Source organism: Janthinobacterium sp. SUN206 (genome assembly GCF_030587305.1).
Taxonomy (GTDB): Bacteria; Pseudomonadota; Gammaproteobacteria; order Burkholderiales; family Burkholderiaceae_D; genus Janthinobacterium; species Janthinobacterium kumbetense.
The window spans coordinates 361,616-377,331 of the sequence record NZ_JAPWIB010000003.1; the positions used below are offsets into that span (position 1 = coordinate 361,616).

The window sequence follows — 15,716 nt, forward strand, 5'->3', positions numbered from 1 at the left end:
TTGCATCGCCTTGTCGTACTGTCGTACTGCCTTCGGCGACACGCCTAGCCCTGAACGTTTTGTCAGTCGATCAATCGGAGGAAATGCCATGACTGGCCCGCAACTGCTGTTCCTGTTGATCGTCTTCGCCGTGGTGGTGGCGCTGGCCCTGCTGGCGTGGCTGATCTTCTTTCCCGGCGCCTTGCGCCAGCGCCTGTTCGGTGCCATGGCGCCGGCCGCCAGCGAGGCGGTGGCCGACACGGGCTGGGTGGAGCGCGTGGCGCGCGTGGCGCAGCCGTTCAGCAAGCTGTCGCTGCCGGAAGAGGGCTGGGAGCGCTCGCCGCTGCGCACGCGCTTCATGAACGCGGGCTGGCGCCAGGCCAGCGCGCCGGCCCTGTACTTTGCGGCAAAGACCGTGCTGGCCCTGCTGTTTCCCACCGTACTGGGGCTGTATGCGGCCAGCGCCATGGCGGCGCAGCTGCGCAGCGTGCTATTGCTGCTGCTGTGCGTCAGCGCCACCGTCGGCTATTACCTGCCCAACCTGGTGCTGGCCAGCACGGCCAAGCGGCGCCAGCGCGACATCTTTGAAAACATCCCCGATGCGCTCGACTTGCTGACCGTGTGCGTGGAAGCGGGCCTGAGCCTGGAGCGCGCGCTGGTGAAGGTGTCGGGCGAAATCCACATCAAAAGCGTGGTGCTGGCGCAGGAATTGCAACTGGTGCTGATGGAAATGCGCGCCGGCTTTTCCAAGGAAAAGGCGCTGCGCAACCTGGCCTTGCGCAGCGGCGTGGAAGATGTCGACACCCTCGTCGCCATGCTGATCCAGTCGGAACGCTTCGGCACCAGCATGGGCGATTCGCTGCGCGTGCACTCGGAAAACCTGCGCGGTAAGCGCAGCCTGCTGGCCGAGGAGGCTGCCGCGAAGATCGCCTTGAAACTGCTGTTCCCGCTGATCTTTTGCGTCTTTCCCACCCTCATGCTGGTGCTCATGGGGCCGGCCGTGATCGAAGTCTATCGCGTGCTCGTGCCGGCCATGGCCAACCGCTGAAAGGAGCTACCATGCGCTTGACGATTTCCCGCCTGGCCACCGCCTCTGCCTGCCTGGGCTTGGCCGCCTGTACCACGCCGCCGGCCCACGCGCCGTTGCCGCAGTGGCCGGACGCCGATACCGCCTATGCGGCGGGGCGCCAGCATTTCGAGCGGGGCGACTTGTCGGCCGCGCAAGCGGCCTATGCGCAAGCCTTGCGCGCCGCGCCGCGCCATGTGAATGCGCGCAACGGCCTGGCCGTGCTGCACGCGCAGCGGGGCGAGCACGACGCGGCGATCGCCCAGTGGCTGGCCCTGACGCAGGAAGCCGGTGCGCCGCAGCCGCAACAGGCGTATCTGTTCAGCAATCTCGGTCGCGCCTACTATTTGCGCGGGCGCGATGCGCAAGCGTTGACTGCGCTGGAACAGGCGTGTCTGCTCGATCCGCTCAATGCGCTGGCCTGGCAGCACCTGGCGCAAGTGCTCGAACGTCTGGGACAGCACGCGCGCGCGGCCGTCATGCGGCGCCAGGCGCAGAGCCTGCAGGAACATGATTTACGGAGCGACATGGCTGTCTTGCGCAACGCGGCGCCGCCGCCGGGCGTGCCCGTGGCCGCGCCGCTGCCGGATGCGCCCGCCATGGCGCGCATCGAGATCACGCAAGGCGACGGCATGGCCCGCTTGCAGCGCGTGCCGGCCGCCGCGCGCAGCGTGCCCGCTGTCACGGCCGAGCGGTCCATGCCGGCCGCTGCCGCGCCCCGTCCGCGCCTGGAAATTGTGAATGGCAACGGCGTGCCCGGCCTGGCCGCCGCCCTGGCGCGCAGCCTGGCCGGCGCTCCCGTGCAAGTGGTGCGCCTGGCCAATGAAACCGGCTTCCAGGTGGCGCGCACGCGCGTCGAGTACCGGCCCGCGCAGGAGCAGGCGGCACGCCAGCTGGCCCGCCAGTTGGGGACGCAGGTGCAAACCCCAGTAGAAACCCGGGCAGGCGACTGCCCCGCCAGCGAGCTGCGCCTGGTACTGGGGCGCGACTTGAGCGATCCGGCCATGCTGCACCGCTATTATCTGCAGCAACTGCAGCTGGCGCGCCAGGCGCTGGCGCGGCTCGGTTAAAACGCCTCGACTGATGCAAAAAACACGCGGCGCCCATGAGGCGCCGCGTGTTTTTCATGCTGTGGATGATTACGGCTGGCGGCGCCGCGTAAAAGCCAGGGCCGCCAAGCCCATGCCCAGCAGGAACAGCGTGCCCGGCTCCGGTACCGCAAGCGGCGGATCGATGACGACGATATCGGTGCGCGTGGACTTGGAAAAATTCAAGGTATAGCTGCCGGCCGGCAGGGCGAAATTCGAGGTCAGGGAAAACATCGCGAAGCCATTCGTGAAGGCGCGCCCCGTGGCGGGGTCGTTGGTGCCGGCCGTCATGTTCAGGCTGAACGGGTCGAGGCTGCCGGCACCATGGTTGCCATTGATGTCGCTGCCATTATTGGCATCGCCATCGGGCGCGAACTGGAAGATCACGCCATCGGCATTCGCGTGCGACAGGCAGCCGGCGGGGCTGGAACTGTTGCACGAGATATTGAAGATATCCATGATCGACACGTTCGACTTGTCGCCCATGGTCGTCACGCTGGTGCGCAGGTCGCGCCGTCCCATGAAGCTGAAGGTGATGAAGCCGGCGCTCGACAGGGTCAGGTTGACGGAGCCGGTCAGCGTGTCGCCGGCCGTGGCCGTGGCGGCGCCGATCGTGTTGCGCTGGGCTTCCGCCACGGCGCTCACGCTGGCGCCGCCATTGAGCATGTTGCCGAAGGCATGCGCATCGCCGCGGGCAAATTCCAGGGTGGAACTGGGGCTGGGGGCGTAGTGGTTTTGCGGCAAGCCGCTGCAGCCGCCGCCCGAGCACACTTGCGGCACGTCGGCGTTGGCGGCCGGGCCCGTATTGACGGCGCGCGGATTGACGGCCACGCCGCCTTCAAAAAAAGCGCTGTCGCTGGCATTGCGGTTGGCGCCGGCCAGCGACAGCGCGCCGGCGCTGGTGGTGATGCGGAAATTGTTCAACTCATTGACGGCCAGGCCGTACGCGCCGGCCTGCGCCTGGCCGCTGGCCAGCAGGCTCGCCGCCGCCAGTGCGCCCAGCCAGCCCAGAATCTTGCTTCGTGTGTGATCAACGTTCATCGCAGCCTCTTGTCGTGGTCAGTCTCGGAAAATCCGGGGGACAAAGAATCCAGAATGACTTGCCTGGATTCATCTCGTAGACAGGGATAAGCAGCTTGCGTGCCACACAAAAATATCACACGGAATCAAGTGCTTGCGCAAAGCGGACTGAGCTGGATGAAGTGAAGTGTAAGAAAGGCCGACGCCGCTTGGCGGGCGCCGTCGGCCAGCCTCAGGTACCCCGGTGATAGCCCAGGTGGCCGCCCGAATTGCGTGCGCAGCCGCAACCGATGCGCGCCACTTCCTCGCCTTCCGTCAATTTCCAGTTGGTAATCGTCGTGTGGTTCCAGTCGATGTCGCTTTTCTTGACAGGTTTGACCGTCAAGATGCGTGCTTCCGCATCCGTGTACTCCATCAGCTCTTCGTCGTCGGCGATGTCGAAATGGCGGTGGATCAGGGAAATGCCGAAGCGGTCGAGCGCGCCGTAGCGTTGCAGCACGTCGCGCAGTTCGCGAAAGCAGGCGAGATCGTCGGGCAGCAGCGGATTGACGGCGGAAATATCGGCGACGGGTTGCCATTGCATGGCGTGGATGTTCAGGCTGTGCATGATAGGCTCCTGTGCCCCATGATGATAGGCCCAGGCTGCCGGAGGGGCGCCGGCACGCCTGGCGAAATGCCCATCGTGGACGCAAAGCCGCTGCGGCGCTTGCGCCGGATCAAAGGTGCGGCACATCGCCTCTCGTCCGATCATTGCCCGGTAAAATAGACCATGGCAAACAAAACCCCCACCTTCCCCGGCGCGCGCACGGGCCGCGGCCAGGTCCTGGCCGTGCTGCTGTCGAACCGCGACCAGTCCGGCGCCGAACCACTGCAAGGCCGCGTCTCGCTGGCCGCCATCGTCAAGGCGCTCAAACGCAAATACCACTGGCCCATCGAGACGCACAGTTTTCCCGCCAACACGCAGGATGGCCGGGCCAGCTGGGCGACCGTCTACAGCCTGCCGGACAAGGTCATCGAGACCGCGCTGGAGGCCGGCGGCCGGGAATGGCTGGAAAGCCGGGGAGCGGCCGGGCGGCGCTGAGCGCGCCGCTTGCTTTACTCGATCCCTTTACTCGATCCCTTTATTCGAGCCGGAAGCCGACCTTGAGCGTGACCTGGAAGTGCGCCACCTTGCCATCGACGATATGGCCGCGCGAATCGGTCACTTCATACCAGTCCATGTGCTTGACCGTCAGCGCCGCCTTGGCAATGGCATCGCGTATCGCCTGATCGCTGCTCTCGGTCGACGTGCCGACCAGCTCGATCAGCTTGTAAGTGTGTGCGGACATGATATTTCCCCAGGTAGGCAAGCCAGACATCGGGAGCCTGCTTTGCGCAAGCACGTGCTCATCTTGCGCCTAAATGTGCCGGACGTCATGGCGCGGTGCAGCAATGCGTCAACCTGGATGACGATGCGTGCCAGTGTTCCGGATGGCTTCCGCGGGCGTGGGAAAAGAAAAAAGGGCTACCAGCCGAATTCCGCGGGCGTGGGAAAAGAAAAAAGGGCTACCAGCCGAAGCGGGTAACCCTTTGATTTACTGCTGAATTCTGGTGCCGACTGCCGGTTTCGAACTGGCCACCTGATGATTACAAATCTTTGTTGACTTGGCTTTCGACTGGAATAAATAACAATCAATGGCTTAGAGCTATTTAATTAATTTCTCTGTCTATCCGCATGCTATCCGGTGAGCCTTCTGAGTAGCTGATCATCTGGTGAAATATGGTGGGCAATCAGTTTTTCACTGATGCGTTCTTAAAAGGCTCTTGCAACTGGAGAGCGCTTCGAAGTGTGTGATGAAGGGAATGCTGGATCGAAAGTAACATTGCGTTCGTGCATGCATGATCTGTTTTTTACTGCATGACATCGAAGGTTAGCGCCGCAACTGAGCTAGACTCACAAGTTCCTGTACAGTATCTCGTAGAGCATCCAATACCTTATCCAAATCTTCCCTATGAGCATTGAAGCGCCTACTGTGAGCGCTCTTATCACCCAGTTCTTTAAGCTTAGGTAAAACAGTTTTGACGTTTCGCCCTAAGGTCCAAGCAGGTTCCGCCAGCAGGTGGTCCACCAAGTCCCTTAGGAAAAAATAGTTTCCCGTGCTGTCTTTGATCCGATCCGCTATTTTATGCGCCTCGTAGCATTCAATAATAAGTGTCTCTAGAAGTCTTCTTAGCATAACTGCGCTAGCATCGTACCAGCCTTGGGCATAGCAACCGTTTGCTTGGTGCGCTACCCGTTCAATGTATCCACGGGTACCGTTCACGAGAGCCATATAAATGACGGGTTCGTCCCGAGATGCTGCAATCGCGGAAGGTGGCTTAATGTTCTCGTCAATTGTCCTCTTCAGTTCAAGCGCTACTTGCATTGAACTTCGAATTGCATCGCTTGGTTTCATGTCAGCCAGTGAAGTTACCGAGATGCTTCGCCATGCTCTCAAAAATCCTATCAATCTGCTCAGCCGATGTCTCAGGTGATATATGCACTTGAACATCTATATGTACTGCAGGAAACTTACCTAACGGCTTATGATGTATTGGCGGGGTAGGTGCTGGGGAAATATTAAGCGATGTGGGAACTGATTCTTTTGCTTGTGCGGTTGTCGACTTGCGCGCAGCTTGACTAGTGGAGCCGCGTTTCTTGGTTGAGGTCGAATTTGCTGCCATCTCTTCAAGCTGAGCCGCATCTGCCTGAGCAAGTATGGAATAAGTATCAGCAAACATTTTTGCGGCGGCATCACCGACACCTGCCGATTTCATGAACCATCTAATAATTCCGGGCTTATCCACAGCTTCGCCACCGGGATAAGTATCGAGCAAGTCTTGGGGATAGATGCGTTCGCGTATCGTTTTACAGACCGTAGGATACTCGTCATCATGACGCCATTGCGACGCTAGATCAGTCGGCTTCCGCTGATCATCAAGCAAGCCAAGTACTTGAAGCGGCTTAATGACATTCGACACTGCCGATGCATCAGCCATTGTTACGATCGAACTTACGAAAGCTGGCGTGACGACAGCGGGAATAGATTTTTTAAATCTGACACGAAGTTTCGACCACGTGTTGCGGCTGATTTTTGGGTAACTCACGACAGTAGCCATGCGGAATATCACCTCGTCCAGTATGTATTAACAGTAGTCACTGTTCGCTTAGCTCAAATGTTAGAGCGATCAATTCTACGGGATGTAAAGATAGTTACAATAAGGATACGTGAATTCACGTTAGATCACCACCTAATGTTTTGCTACCGAAATACATCAAATACATCTATCGGATATGCAGCAGCTTTTGGCATGGGCAACCACATACACGCCTATTGCATAACGTTAGCCCAAAGAGTAGCTTATGGCCCAGAAAGCAAAAAGCCCAACCTGAAAGGCTGGGCTTTTTGCTGGATGTCTTGGTGCCGACTGCCGGTTTCGAACTGGCCACCTGATGATTACAAATCAACTGCTCTACCAAATGAGCTAAGTCGGCAAAAACTGCGCGTTGCGAATTATACGCTATTTAATGCGTGTCAGGGTCGGGCGGCCGCCTTTTTTTGGTGGCTCGTCGTCGCCGGGCGTGGCGCTGTCGCGTTGTTCGGGGGAGCTGGTCGGCACGGACGACAGGGTGGGACCGCTGGCGGCGGGGGCGAGCACGGGTGGCGGGACGTCGGCGGAGGCCGGGCTGTCCGTCGGTTGCGCGTCCGGGTCATCGTTGCCCAGCACGGGCTCGAAAGCCATGCCCTGGCCGTTTTCGTTGGCGTAGATGGCCATCACGTTGTCGACCGGCACGTAGATTTCACGCGAGACGCCGCCAAAGCGGGCGTGGAAGCGGATGGCGTCGTTGTCCATCTTCAGGCCGCTGGTGGCGCCGAAGCTGATGTTGAGCACGATTTCGCCCTTTTTCACGTATTCCATCGGTACCGTGGTGCGCGAATCGACTTTGACCGCGAGATAAGGCGTGTAGCCGCTGTCGGTGCACCACTCGTAGATGGCGCGCAGCATATAAGGTTTGGTTGAGATTTCAGACATGGTAGGCACGGTGAGGCGGGAGCGCCCCCGTCAGCATGAGGCGGGCGCACCGGTAGTTCAAAAGACTGGGACAGCGCAAAAAGCAACTTTAACACATGGCCCAAGATGCCCCAGAAAGCGTAGCGAGCAAGCCCGATATTGGCCTCAGTAACGCAGCCGTACTGAAGTACGGCGAGTAACGCCAGGTCAAGAGCGGGCTGCGCAGTAGCTTTATGGGGATATCTTTTAGCGACGCATCACTTTTTCGGATGGCGTCAGCGCTTCGATGTACGCAGGACGCGAGAAGATGCGTTCGGCGTATTTCATCAGCGGTGCGGCCGTCTTCGACAGTTCGATGCCGTAGTGGTCCAGGCGCCACAGCAGCGGCGCGACAGCCACATCGAGCATCGAGAATTCGTCGCCCAGCATGTACTTGTTTTTCAGGAACAGCGGCGCCAGGGTCGTCAGGCGGTCGCGGATTTCCGCGCGTGCCTTGTCGTGGGCCTTGTCGTTGCTCTTGGCGCGTTCGCTTTCCAGCACGTGCACGTGCACGAACAGTTCTTTTTCGAAATTGAACAGCATCAGGCGCGCGCGGGCGCGCATCAGCGGATCGGCCGGCATCAGTTGCGGATGCGGGAAGCGCTCATCGATGTACTCGTTGATGATGTTCGATTCATACAGGATCAGTTCGCGTTCGACCAGGATAGGCACCTGGCCATACGGATTCATGGTCGAAATGTCTTCCGGTTTGTTGAACAGGTCGACGTCGCGCACTTCGAAGTCCATGCCTTTTTCAAACAGGACCAGGCGGCAGCGTTGCGAAAATGGGCAGGTTGTACCCGAATAGAGAACCATCATTTTTTATAGTTCCTTAGAAACAAAGGGGGTGAAGCCGCGAACGGCTCACCCCAGGTCGCTTGTCCACTCATGCGGACAACGCAGAAACAGGCATAAACCGGCCTATGGCCGGCGCCTCACTTATTTGACTTCCTTCCAGAACGACGCGTTAAGGCGCCATGCCAGCAGAGCAAAGACCGACAGGAACAGCAGCACCCACACGCCCAGGCGCTTGCGTGTCTGCTGTGCCGGTTCGGCCATCCACTCCATGTAGCCGACCAGGTCGGCTACCGCATTGTCATACTCGATCTTGTTCAACGTACCTGGCTTGACCTGCTCGAAGCCGGCAAATTTGTGGATCTTCTTGCCAGCTTCGTGCGGATCATTCTCTTCCACGAACTTGGCAGACTGGACACCTTGCAATTCCCATAATACATGCGGCATGGCAACATTCGGCACGACCATGTTGTTCCAGCCGGTCGGACGAGTGTCGTCTTTATAGAACGTACGCAGGTAAGTATACAGGTAGTCGCCGCCTGTGCCAGCGGAAGATGATTTCGCGCGCGAAATTACCGACAAATCCGGCGGTACGACGCCAAAGAAGGCCTTGGCGTCCTGCGGTGCCAGGCTCGTCGTCATCAAGTCGCCGACTTTATCGCCGGAGAACAACAGATTCTGCTTGATCTGGTCTTCTGTCAAGCCCAGGTCGCGCAGGCGGTTGTAGCGCATCGACACGGCGGCGTGGCAATTCAGACAATAATTGACGAACAATTTGGCGCCGTGTTGCAGCGCTGCCATGTTGGTCTGGCGGTCAGGAGCCTTGTCCAGCGGAAAGCCGCCTTCGCTGGCGAGAGCCATGGCGGGCACGAGGGCCAGGATGGCGAGCAGTTTTTTTGCAATCTTCATATGATGTATGTCCTTTGAGCGTGGCGTGAGAGCGGCTTAGTGCGGGTGAAACGTCACACGCGACGGCACGGTCTTGAACTTGCCCATTGCACTCCACCATGGCATCAACAGGAAGAAGCTGAAGTAAATCAGGGTGCACACTTGCGACACGATGGTCTTCGTATCCGTTGGCGCCTGGGTCCCGAGGTAGCCGAGGATCAGGAACGACAGGCCGAAGATGGCGTACACATATTTGTGCCAGTTCGGACGGTAGCGGATCGATTTCACCGGGGAATGGTCGAGCCATGGCAGGAAGGCCAGGATCACGACGGAACCGCCGAAGAACACCACGCCCCAGAATTTCGCGTCCAGCACCTGCGGCAGCATGCCGATGATGGCGACGATGGCGATGCCGGCGATGGCAGACTTGACCGTCGTCGACAGGCGCGACTTGAGCCAGATGAACACCACGTAGGCGGCCACGACACCCATCAGCACGTACATGAAGTCGGCCGTGGTGGCGCGCAGCACCGAATAGAACGGCGTGAAGTACCAGGTTGGCGCGATGTGCAGCGGGGTCTTCAGCGAATCGCCCGGCAGGAAATTGTTGTATTCCAGGAAATAACCGCCCATTTCCGGCGCGAAGAAGACGACGGCGCTGAAAATGACGAGGAAGATCGAGACGCCGAACAAATCGTGCACGGTGTAGTACGGATGCGAAGGAATCGAATCGACCGGGTGGCCGTCGGCGCCCAGGTTTTCCTTCACTTCGATGCCGTCCGGATTGCTCGAACCGACTTCGTGCAGGGCGATCAAGTGCGCTGCAACCAGGCCCAGCAGTACCAGCGGGATGGCGATCACGTGGAAGGCGAAGAAGCGGTTCAGGGTCGCGTCGGAAACGACGTAGTCGCCGCGGATCCACAGCGACAGGTCAGGGCCGATCAGCGGGATGGCGCCAAACAGGTTGACGATCACTTGTGCGCCCCAGTACGACATCTGGCCCCATGGCAACAGGTAGCCGAAGAACGCTTCGGCCATCAGGCACAGGAAGATGGCGAAACCGAACAGCCAGATCAGTTCACGTGGCTTGCGGTACGAGCCGTACAGCAGGCCGCGCGTCATGTGCAGATAGACGATGATGAAGAAGGCCGAGGCACCCGTCGAGTGCATGTAGCGCACCAGCCAGCCCCACGGCACTTCGCGCATGATGTACTCGACGGAATTGAAGGCCAGGGCCGCATCCGGTTTGTAGTGCATGGTCAGGAAGATGCCGGTGACGATCTGCAGTACCAGCACCAGCATGGCCAGCGAACCGAAGATGTACCAGAAGTTGAAGTTTTTCGGGGCGTAGTACTTGCCCCATTGATCGTTCCACAGCTTGGTCAGGGGAAAGCGGTCATCGACCCAGCCCAGCGCTTTTTCGGCGACGGGAGCGTCTGCCGGGAATTTCGTTTCTTTGAAAGCAGCCATGATCAAGCCTCGCCTTTCTCGTCTTTACCTATCAGCAATTTGGTGTCGCTCAGGTACATATGGCGCGGCACTTGCAGGTTGTCCGGCGCCGGCTTGTTCTTGAACACGCGGCCAGCCATGTCGAAGGTGGAGCCGTGGCAAGGGCACAGGAAGCCGCCTTCCCAGTCATCGGGCAGCGACGGTTGCGGGCCGGGGGTAAATTTCGAGGAAGGGGAGCAGCCCAGGTGGGTGCAGATGCCGACGGCGACGAGAATTTCAGGCTTGATGGAACGCGCCTCGTTCATGCAGTATTCGGGCGTGAATTCGGCGGGATTGCGTTGGGAATTGGCATCGGCGACCTTGCCATCGGTTTGCTTGAGCGACGCGATCATTTCCGGCGTGCGCTTCAGGATCCAGACCGGCTTGCCGCGCCATTCGACGGTGCGCATTTCGCCGGGTTGCAAGGTGGTGATGTCTACTTCGACCGGCGCGCCAGCCGCTTTCGCGCGCTCCGACGGCTGGAAGGTGCTTACCAAGGCTCCCGCGGTTGCCAATCCAACTACACTGCCCGCCGCGCACGTGGCGACGAGCAAGCCGCGACGGCCTGAATCGACCTGCTTTTCGTTACTCATGCAAACCCCAATCAGTCAAAATGCGAATCTTTATTATGAGTGGCAGCCGCGAAAAACCCGTCGCCGAAGTTCTTTTCCACTGATTGCCGCAACCCGCATCTTTGTACGGTAAAGTGGCAACATCCCTGCGGAACTTCGGACTATGGCGCAGCCCATGCCAGTTTCTTGTTGATTATCCGGAAGCGAAAAAGCCGCTTCTGGCAACCGCAAATTATAAGTGAAGCAAACAACGAATAAAACAAAAACGTTGCTTGTACCATAATTTATATACTTTTGCAGGAGGTGGCTAGTTCTTTCGAACTAGATGCGCGCGGCTGTGCCGGAATTGGTCTCGCCGGCAACCACAAGTTGGTGTGCCCGGGAATCAATAGTATGATCGGCATGTTTTTTATACATATCCGAAGGAGAAATTTCATGGCAATGATGCAAGAATTTAAAGAATTTGCAATGAAGGGTAACGTCGTCGATCTGGCGGTCGGTGTCATTATCGGTGGTGCCTTCGGCAAGATTGTCGATTCCCTGGTGCAAGACGTGATCATGCCGCCTATCGGCCGCATTTTCGGCGGCCTCGATTTCGCCAATTACTACCTGCCCCTGAATGGCCAGGCGACGACCCTGACCCTGGTGGAAGCGAAAAAGGCGGGCGCCGTGCTGGCCTACGGCAATTTCCTCACCATTTTGCTCAATTTCGTCATTCTGGCCTTCATCATCTTCCAGATGGTGCGCCTGATGAACAAGGCCCGCCGCAGCGAACCAGTCGCGCCGGCGCCGGCACCGGCCACGCCGGAAGACATCGTGCTGCTGCGTGAAATCCGCGACTCCCTGCAGAAGAACGGACAGAATAGCAACGATCTGGCAAAATAAGTCGTTCCGGCACCGGCCGGCTGACCTGGGTGGAGTGTTATGCGACGATTCTGGTTATTGTTTGCGCAAACCGTGACGATCGCGTTGGCGCTGTACTTTGTGTACGGCGCGCTGCGCCCGGCCAGCCGGGTACAGCAACTGGGTTCTCCCTCCAAGCCGGTGCCCGTGGTGGAAACGGCGTCCAGCAGTCTGGCGCCCGGTTCCTACCGCGACGCGGCGGCGCGCGCCATGCCCGCCGTCGTCAACATCCTCACCCTGCAAGTACCCAAGCGCGGCGCCCATCCGCTGGCGCGCGATCCCTTCTTCAAACGTTTCTTCGGCGACCGCGACCCGGACGGCGAGGATGACGACGACTTGAAAAACAGCCTCGGTTCGGGCGTCATCGTCAGCCATGAAGGCTATGTGCTGACCAACAACCACGTGGTCGAAGGCGCCGACGAAATCGAAGTGGTGCTCACGGATGGCCGCAAGGCGCCCGCCAAGGTGGTGGGCCTGGACCCGGAAACGGACCTGGCCGTGATCAAGATCAACCTCGACAAGCTGCCTGTCATCGTGCTGGGCCAGTCGGAACTGGCGCGCGTGGGCGACGTGGTGCTGGCCATCGGCAATCCGTTCGGCGTGGGCCAGACGGTGACCATGGGCATCATCTCCGCCCTGGGCCGCAACAACCTGCACATCAACAGCTTTGAAAATTTCATCCAGACGGATGCGGCCATCAACTTCGGCAATTCGGGCGGCGCCCTGGTCGATACGCGCGGCAACTTGATCGGCATCAATACGGCGATTTACTCGCAAAGCGGCGGCTCCGTCGGCATCGGCTTCGCCATTCCCGTCTCGACGGCGAAAACCGTGATGGAGGCCATCATCAAGGATGGCCATGTGGTGCGCGGCTGGATCGGCGTGGAAACGCAGGACATCACGCCCGAGCTGGCGCAAAGCTTCAACTTGCAGCGCAGCAGCGGCGCCATCATCGCCGGCGTGGTGCGCAACGGCCCGGCCGACAAGGCGGGCATCGTGCCCGGCGACATCCTGCTGACGGTGGAAGGCAAGCCCGTCGGCGACACGACGGAAATGCTGAACCTGATCGCCCAACTGCCGCCCGGCGGAAAAGCTAAAATGACGGTGCTGCGCAAGAATCGCGAAGCGGCGCTCGACGTGATGGTGGGCAAGCGCCCCCTCCCGAAAGAGCTTTCCAAATAGTTGCTGATCGGAATTTGACACATGCATGTGCGTGACTTGACCCAATTTTTACGTGAACTGAGCGACAACAACAACCGTCCCTGGTTTGTCATGAACAAGCCCCGCTACGACATCCTGCGCGAGGAATTTCTCGCGCTGGTGACGTCACTTATTGCTGAACTCGGCAAGTTCGACCCGGCCGTGAAGTACTGCAATCCGAAGAAGGCCTTGTTCCGCATCAACCGCGACGTGCGTTTCGCCCACGATAAAAGCCCGTATAAGACGCGCTTTTCGGCCGCCATCGCGCCGAACGACATGCGCCGTCCCAGCAAGGCGGGCGGTCCCACGTATTACCTGCAGATCGATGGCCAGGGCAACTTGCTGTTCGGCGCCGGCGAATACATGCCGCCGCCAGGCCGCCTGAAGGCGCTGCGCGAACACATGGTCAACGACGCGCCAGGGTTTTCCAAAGTGTTGAAAAATAAGCGCTTGAAGGCCCGTTTCGGCACCATCCAGAACGAGGGCAAGCTGCAGCGCCCGCCCAAGGGTTTCGAGGCGGACGCCGAACATATCGAATTCATCAAGCTGAAGAGCTTTTTTGTCTGGACCGAAATACCGCTGCCCGTGAACGCCCCCGAGAAACTGCTGCCGACCCTGGCGGAAGGCTTGAAGGATGCGTGGCCGCTGGTCGAGTGGATGCGCGGCGCGAAAGAGCCGGAGGAAGTCACCGAGTAATTGCGGAAGGAGCACATGATGGCACTGGAACACGCAAGTTCAGGACAGGTGATCGAGGTGCTGCGCAGGGACGGCGACGACCTGTCGCAGTTTTCCGCCATCGCGCTGGCCAAGACGGATGAGCTGGAACTGATCCGCATGTGCATGCCCAAGGGCAAGACCATGCCCGAGCATCATGTGCTCGGCGAAATCACCTTGCTGTGCCTGCAAGGGCAGGTGGCGGTGACGGCGCATGGCGGCGTGCACCTGCTGGGGCCGGGGCAGATGTTGTACCTGCTCGGCGGCCAGGCGCACGCCCTGGAAGCGCGCGAAGACAGCCTGTTATTACTGACCATACTCATGCACAAGGCGGGACGTTAGGTTTTTTCTGGCGCTCAAGCCGCTTCGGCGCGCGGATCGCGCGACAGCAGCTGCTGCACCATCACGTGCGGTAAATCGCCATCGAACAGCACGCCGGCCACCGCGTTGGTGATCGGCATCTCGACGCCCATGCGACGCGCCAGTTCGCGCACGGCCTTGGCGCACGGCACGCCTTCGGCCACATGACCCAGCTCGGCCACGATGGTGTCCAGCGCCTTGCCTTGCGCCAGACCCAGGCCGACGCGGCGGTTGCGCGACAGGTCGCCCGTGCACGTCAGAATCAGGTCGCCCATGCCCGTCAAGCCCATGAACGTTTCCGTCTGTCCACCCAGGGCTGTGCCCAGGCGCGTGATTTCCGCCAGGCCACGCGTGATCAGCGCGGCGCGCGCATTCAAGCCCAGGCCCAGGCCGTCGGCCACGCCGGTGGCGATCGCCAGCACATTCTTGACGGCGCCGCCCACTTCCACGCCCACCAGGTCGTCGCTCGCATACACGCGGATGGTGCCGCCATGCAAGGCCGAGACGACGGCGCCGCGCAAGGCCGCGCTGTGCGAGGCGATGGTCAGCGCGCACGGCAAGCCGCGCGCCACTTCCTGCGCGAACGAGGGGCCGGACAGGGCGCCGCCGGGGATATTGTCGCCCAGCACTTCCTGCACGATCTGGTGCGGCAACAAGCCCGTGCCGCCTTCAAAGCCTTTGCACAGCCACACCAGGTTGCCGATGGCCTTGTCTTTCAATTGCTGCAGCATGGGCCGCAAGCCCGCCACGGGGCAGGCGGCGATCAGGATGCCGTGTTCGCCACCGGCATGCGCGACGGCGGCGTCGAAATCGGCGCTGATGCGCAGTTGCGGCGGCAAGGGGAAGCCGGGCAGATAGCTGTTTTCGCCGCTGGCGGCCATGGCGGCCATGGCGTCGCCGTTGCGGCCCCACAGCAGCACGTCGTGGCGGCCGGCCAGGGCCATGGCCACGGCCGTGCCCCAGGCGCCGGCGCCGAGGATGGTGATCTTGCGGGGGAGCGCCGTGGCGGCGGGAGATGTATCGGGAGAAACTTGCATGCGACCTCAGTCTGGCAGGGGGAGGGGCGCGGCGCGGCTGGCCGCTGCCCGGATGAATCTGGCGGTGCTTACAGGCCCCACACTTCGCTGGTCTTGACGTAGCCGCTTTGGCCATCCTTGTGGCGCACCTTGACCCAGTTGGAGCTCGGTTGCTCGCTCATTTCCAGCAGCACGCCCTTGTCGACGAGGATGATGGGGGAGGCGGTGTCGTCGGGGCTGGCGCGAACCTTGAGGTTCGCGGCGCGCGCCACGACGTTGCGCTTGGCGGACAGGCCCTTGGCTTCCGTCCAGGCCATTTCGCCGCTGGCGTCGCGTACCTTGACCCATTCGCCGTAGCTGAGCACGATTTCCAGCGGCATGCCGCGTGGTGCCACGTACAGCTTGCCGCCCTTGGCGGATGGCGCGTCGTACAGGATCACGGGAGCCGCGCCCACCGTTTTGAAATCGACGGCGTGGCTGGCGGCGGTCGCCAGCAGCAGCACGGCGCCGGCCATCCAGCGGAACTTGCTCAAGAGCGCACTTTTCAACATGATAT

General features: G+C 60.4%; 19 protein-coding genes and 1 tRNA gene. 7 read left to right on the plus strand and 13 right to left on the minus strand.

Features of this window, described 5'->3' with window-relative positions:
- Window positions 1-88 precede the first annotated feature (88 nt).
- Together O3300_RS18580 and O3300_RS18585 are read left to right on the plus strand one after the other, a co-directional pair.
- Window positions 89-1,027, plus strand: a complete 939-nt coding sequence (locus tag O3300_RS18580) for a type II secretion system F family protein (RefSeq protein WP_251349463.1) — start codon at window positions 89-91, stop codon at window positions 1,025-1,027.
- Between the two features lie 11 nt (window positions 1,028-1,038).
- Entirely contained in the window at window positions 1,039-2,115 is a 1,077-nt protein-coding gene (locus O3300_RS18585; RefSeq protein WP_305053779.1) for a tetratricopeptide repeat protein, read from the plus strand.
- A gap of 69 nt (window positions 2,116-2,184) precedes the next feature.
- Here the strand turns inward: O3300_RS18585 and O3300_RS18590 are convergent, their stop codons facing one another.
- Together O3300_RS18590 and O3300_RS18595 are read right to left on the minus strand one after the other, a co-directional pair.
- The gene (locus O3300_RS18590; RefSeq protein WP_305053780.1) at window positions 2,185-3,174 is read right to left on the minus strand and encodes a PEP-CTERM sorting domain-containing protein; all 990 of its coding nucleotides are present in this window, start codon (window positions 3,172-3,174) and stop codon (window positions 2,185-2,187) included.
- 211 nt (window positions 3,175-3,385) lie between these two features.
- The gene (locus O3300_RS18595; protein WP_099665817.1) at window positions 3,386-3,760 is read right to left on the minus strand and encodes a hypothetical protein; all 375 of its coding nucleotides are present in this window, start codon (window positions 3,758-3,760) and stop codon (window positions 3,386-3,388) included.
- 162 nt (window positions 3,761-3,922) lie between these two features.
- Here O3300_RS18595 and O3300_RS18600 point away from each other — a divergent pair, with 162 nt between their 5' ends.
- On the plus strand, window positions 3,923-4,234 hold the full coding sequence (locus O3300_RS18600; RefSeq protein WP_077398664.1) for a hypothetical protein: 312 nt from the start codon (window positions 3,923-3,925) through the stop codon (window positions 4,232-4,234).
- A gap of 40 nt (window positions 4,235-4,274) precedes the next feature.
- On the opposite strand, the gene O3300_RS18605 is transcribed toward O3300_RS18600, so the two are convergent.
- From O3300_RS18605 to petA, 9 genes are all read right to left on the minus strand, one after another.
- Window positions 4,275-4,481: a dodecin gene (locus O3300_RS18605; RefSeq protein WP_071325761.1), complete on the minus strand. Its 207-nt coding sequence runs from the start codon at window positions 4,479-4,481 to the stop codon at window positions 4,275-4,277.
- 582 nt (window positions 4,482-5,063) lie between these two features.
- Window positions 5,064-5,588, minus strand: coding sequence for a DUF4145 domain-containing protein (locus O3300_RS18610; RefSeq protein ID WP_305053781.1), 525 nt, complete (start codon window positions 5,586-5,588; stop codon window positions 5,064-5,066).
- 1 nt (window position 5,589) lies between these two features.
- Window positions 5,590-6,291, minus strand: a complete 702-nt coding sequence (locus tag O3300_RS18615) for a DUF5343 domain-containing protein (protein ID WP_305053782.1) — start codon at window positions 6,289-6,291, stop codon at window positions 5,590-5,592.
- A gap of 300 nt (window positions 6,292-6,591) precedes the next feature.
- Window positions 6,592-6,667, minus strand: a tRNA-Thr gene (locus O3300_RS18620).
- Between the two features lie 26 nt (window positions 6,668-6,693).
- Window positions 6,694-7,206 (minus strand): ClpXP protease specificity-enhancing factor, encoded by a 513-nt coding sequence (locus tag O3300_RS18625; RefSeq protein ID WP_099665815.1) that lies wholly within the window; start codon window positions 7,204-7,206, stop codon window positions 6,694-6,696.
- A gap of 225 nt (window positions 7,207-7,431) precedes the next feature.
- Window positions 7,432-8,043, minus strand: coding sequence for a glutathione S-transferase N-terminal domain-containing protein (locus tag O3300_RS18630; RefSeq protein ID WP_010394154.1), 612 nt, complete (start codon window positions 8,041-8,043; stop codon window positions 7,432-7,434).
- 120 nt (window positions 8,044-8,163) lie between these two features.
- Window positions 8,164-8,928, minus strand: a complete 765-nt coding sequence (locus O3300_RS18635; protein WP_251349459.1) for a cytochrome c1 — start codon at window positions 8,926-8,928, stop codon at window positions 8,164-8,166.
- Window positions 8,929-8,964: 36 nt separating this feature from the next.
- Window positions 8,965-10,377, minus strand: coding sequence for a cytochrome bc complex cytochrome b subunit (locus O3300_RS18640; RefSeq protein WP_099668284.1), 1,413 nt, complete (start codon window positions 10,375-10,377; stop codon window positions 8,965-8,967).
- Window positions 10,378-10,379: 2 nt separating this feature from the next.
- Entirely contained in the window at window positions 10,380-10,988 is a 609-nt protein-coding gene (gene petA, locus O3300_RS18645; RefSeq protein WP_034783594.1) for a ubiquinol-cytochrome c reductase iron-sulfur subunit, read from the minus strand.
- Window positions 10,989-11,402: 414 nt separating this feature from the next.
- On the opposite strand from petA, the gene mscL reads away from it, so the two are divergent.
- The 4 genes from mscL to O3300_RS18665 are packed head-to-tail and all read left to right on the plus strand — an operon-like array spanning window position 11,403 to window position 14,126.
- On the plus strand, window positions 11,403-11,852 hold the full coding sequence (gene mscL, locus O3300_RS18650) for a large conductance mechanosensitive channel protein MscL (protein ID WP_046681989.1): 450 nt from the start codon (window positions 11,403-11,405) through the stop codon (window positions 11,850-11,852).
- Window positions 11,853-11,891: 39 nt separating this feature from the next.
- Window positions 11,892-13,052, plus strand: a complete 1,161-nt coding sequence (locus O3300_RS18655; protein ID WP_305053783.1) for a Do family serine endopeptidase — start codon at window positions 11,892-11,894, stop codon at window positions 13,050-13,052.
- 21 nt (window positions 13,053-13,073) lie between these two features.
- On the plus strand, window positions 13,074-13,766 hold the full coding sequence (locus O3300_RS18660; RefSeq protein ID WP_230540257.1) for a DUF2461 domain-containing protein: 693 nt from the start codon (window positions 13,074-13,076) through the stop codon (window positions 13,764-13,766).
- A gap of 15 nt (window positions 13,767-13,781) precedes the next feature.
- Window positions 13,782-14,126 carry a cupin domain-containing protein gene (locus O3300_RS18665; RefSeq protein WP_289899575.1) on the plus strand — a complete coding sequence of 115 codons (345 nt, stop codon included), beginning with the start codon at window positions 13,782-13,784 and terminating at the stop codon, window positions 14,124-14,126.
- A 14-nt stretch (window positions 14,127-14,140) separates the two neighbouring features.
- Here the strand turns inward: O3300_RS18665 and O3300_RS18670 are convergent, their stop codons facing one another.
- Window positions 14,141-15,181: an NAD(P)H-dependent glycerol-3-phosphate dehydrogenase gene (locus tag O3300_RS18670; RefSeq protein WP_289918530.1), complete on the minus strand. Its 1,041-nt coding sequence runs from the start codon at window positions 15,179-15,181 to the stop codon at window positions 14,141-14,143.
- Between the two features lie 68 nt (window positions 15,182-15,249).
- The gene (locus tag O3300_RS18675; protein ID WP_099665810.1) at window positions 15,250-15,711 is read right to left on the minus strand and encodes an SH3 domain-containing protein; all 462 of its coding nucleotides are present in this window, start codon (window positions 15,709-15,711) and stop codon (window positions 15,250-15,252) included.
- Window positions 15,712-15,716: the final 5 nt, after the last annotated feature.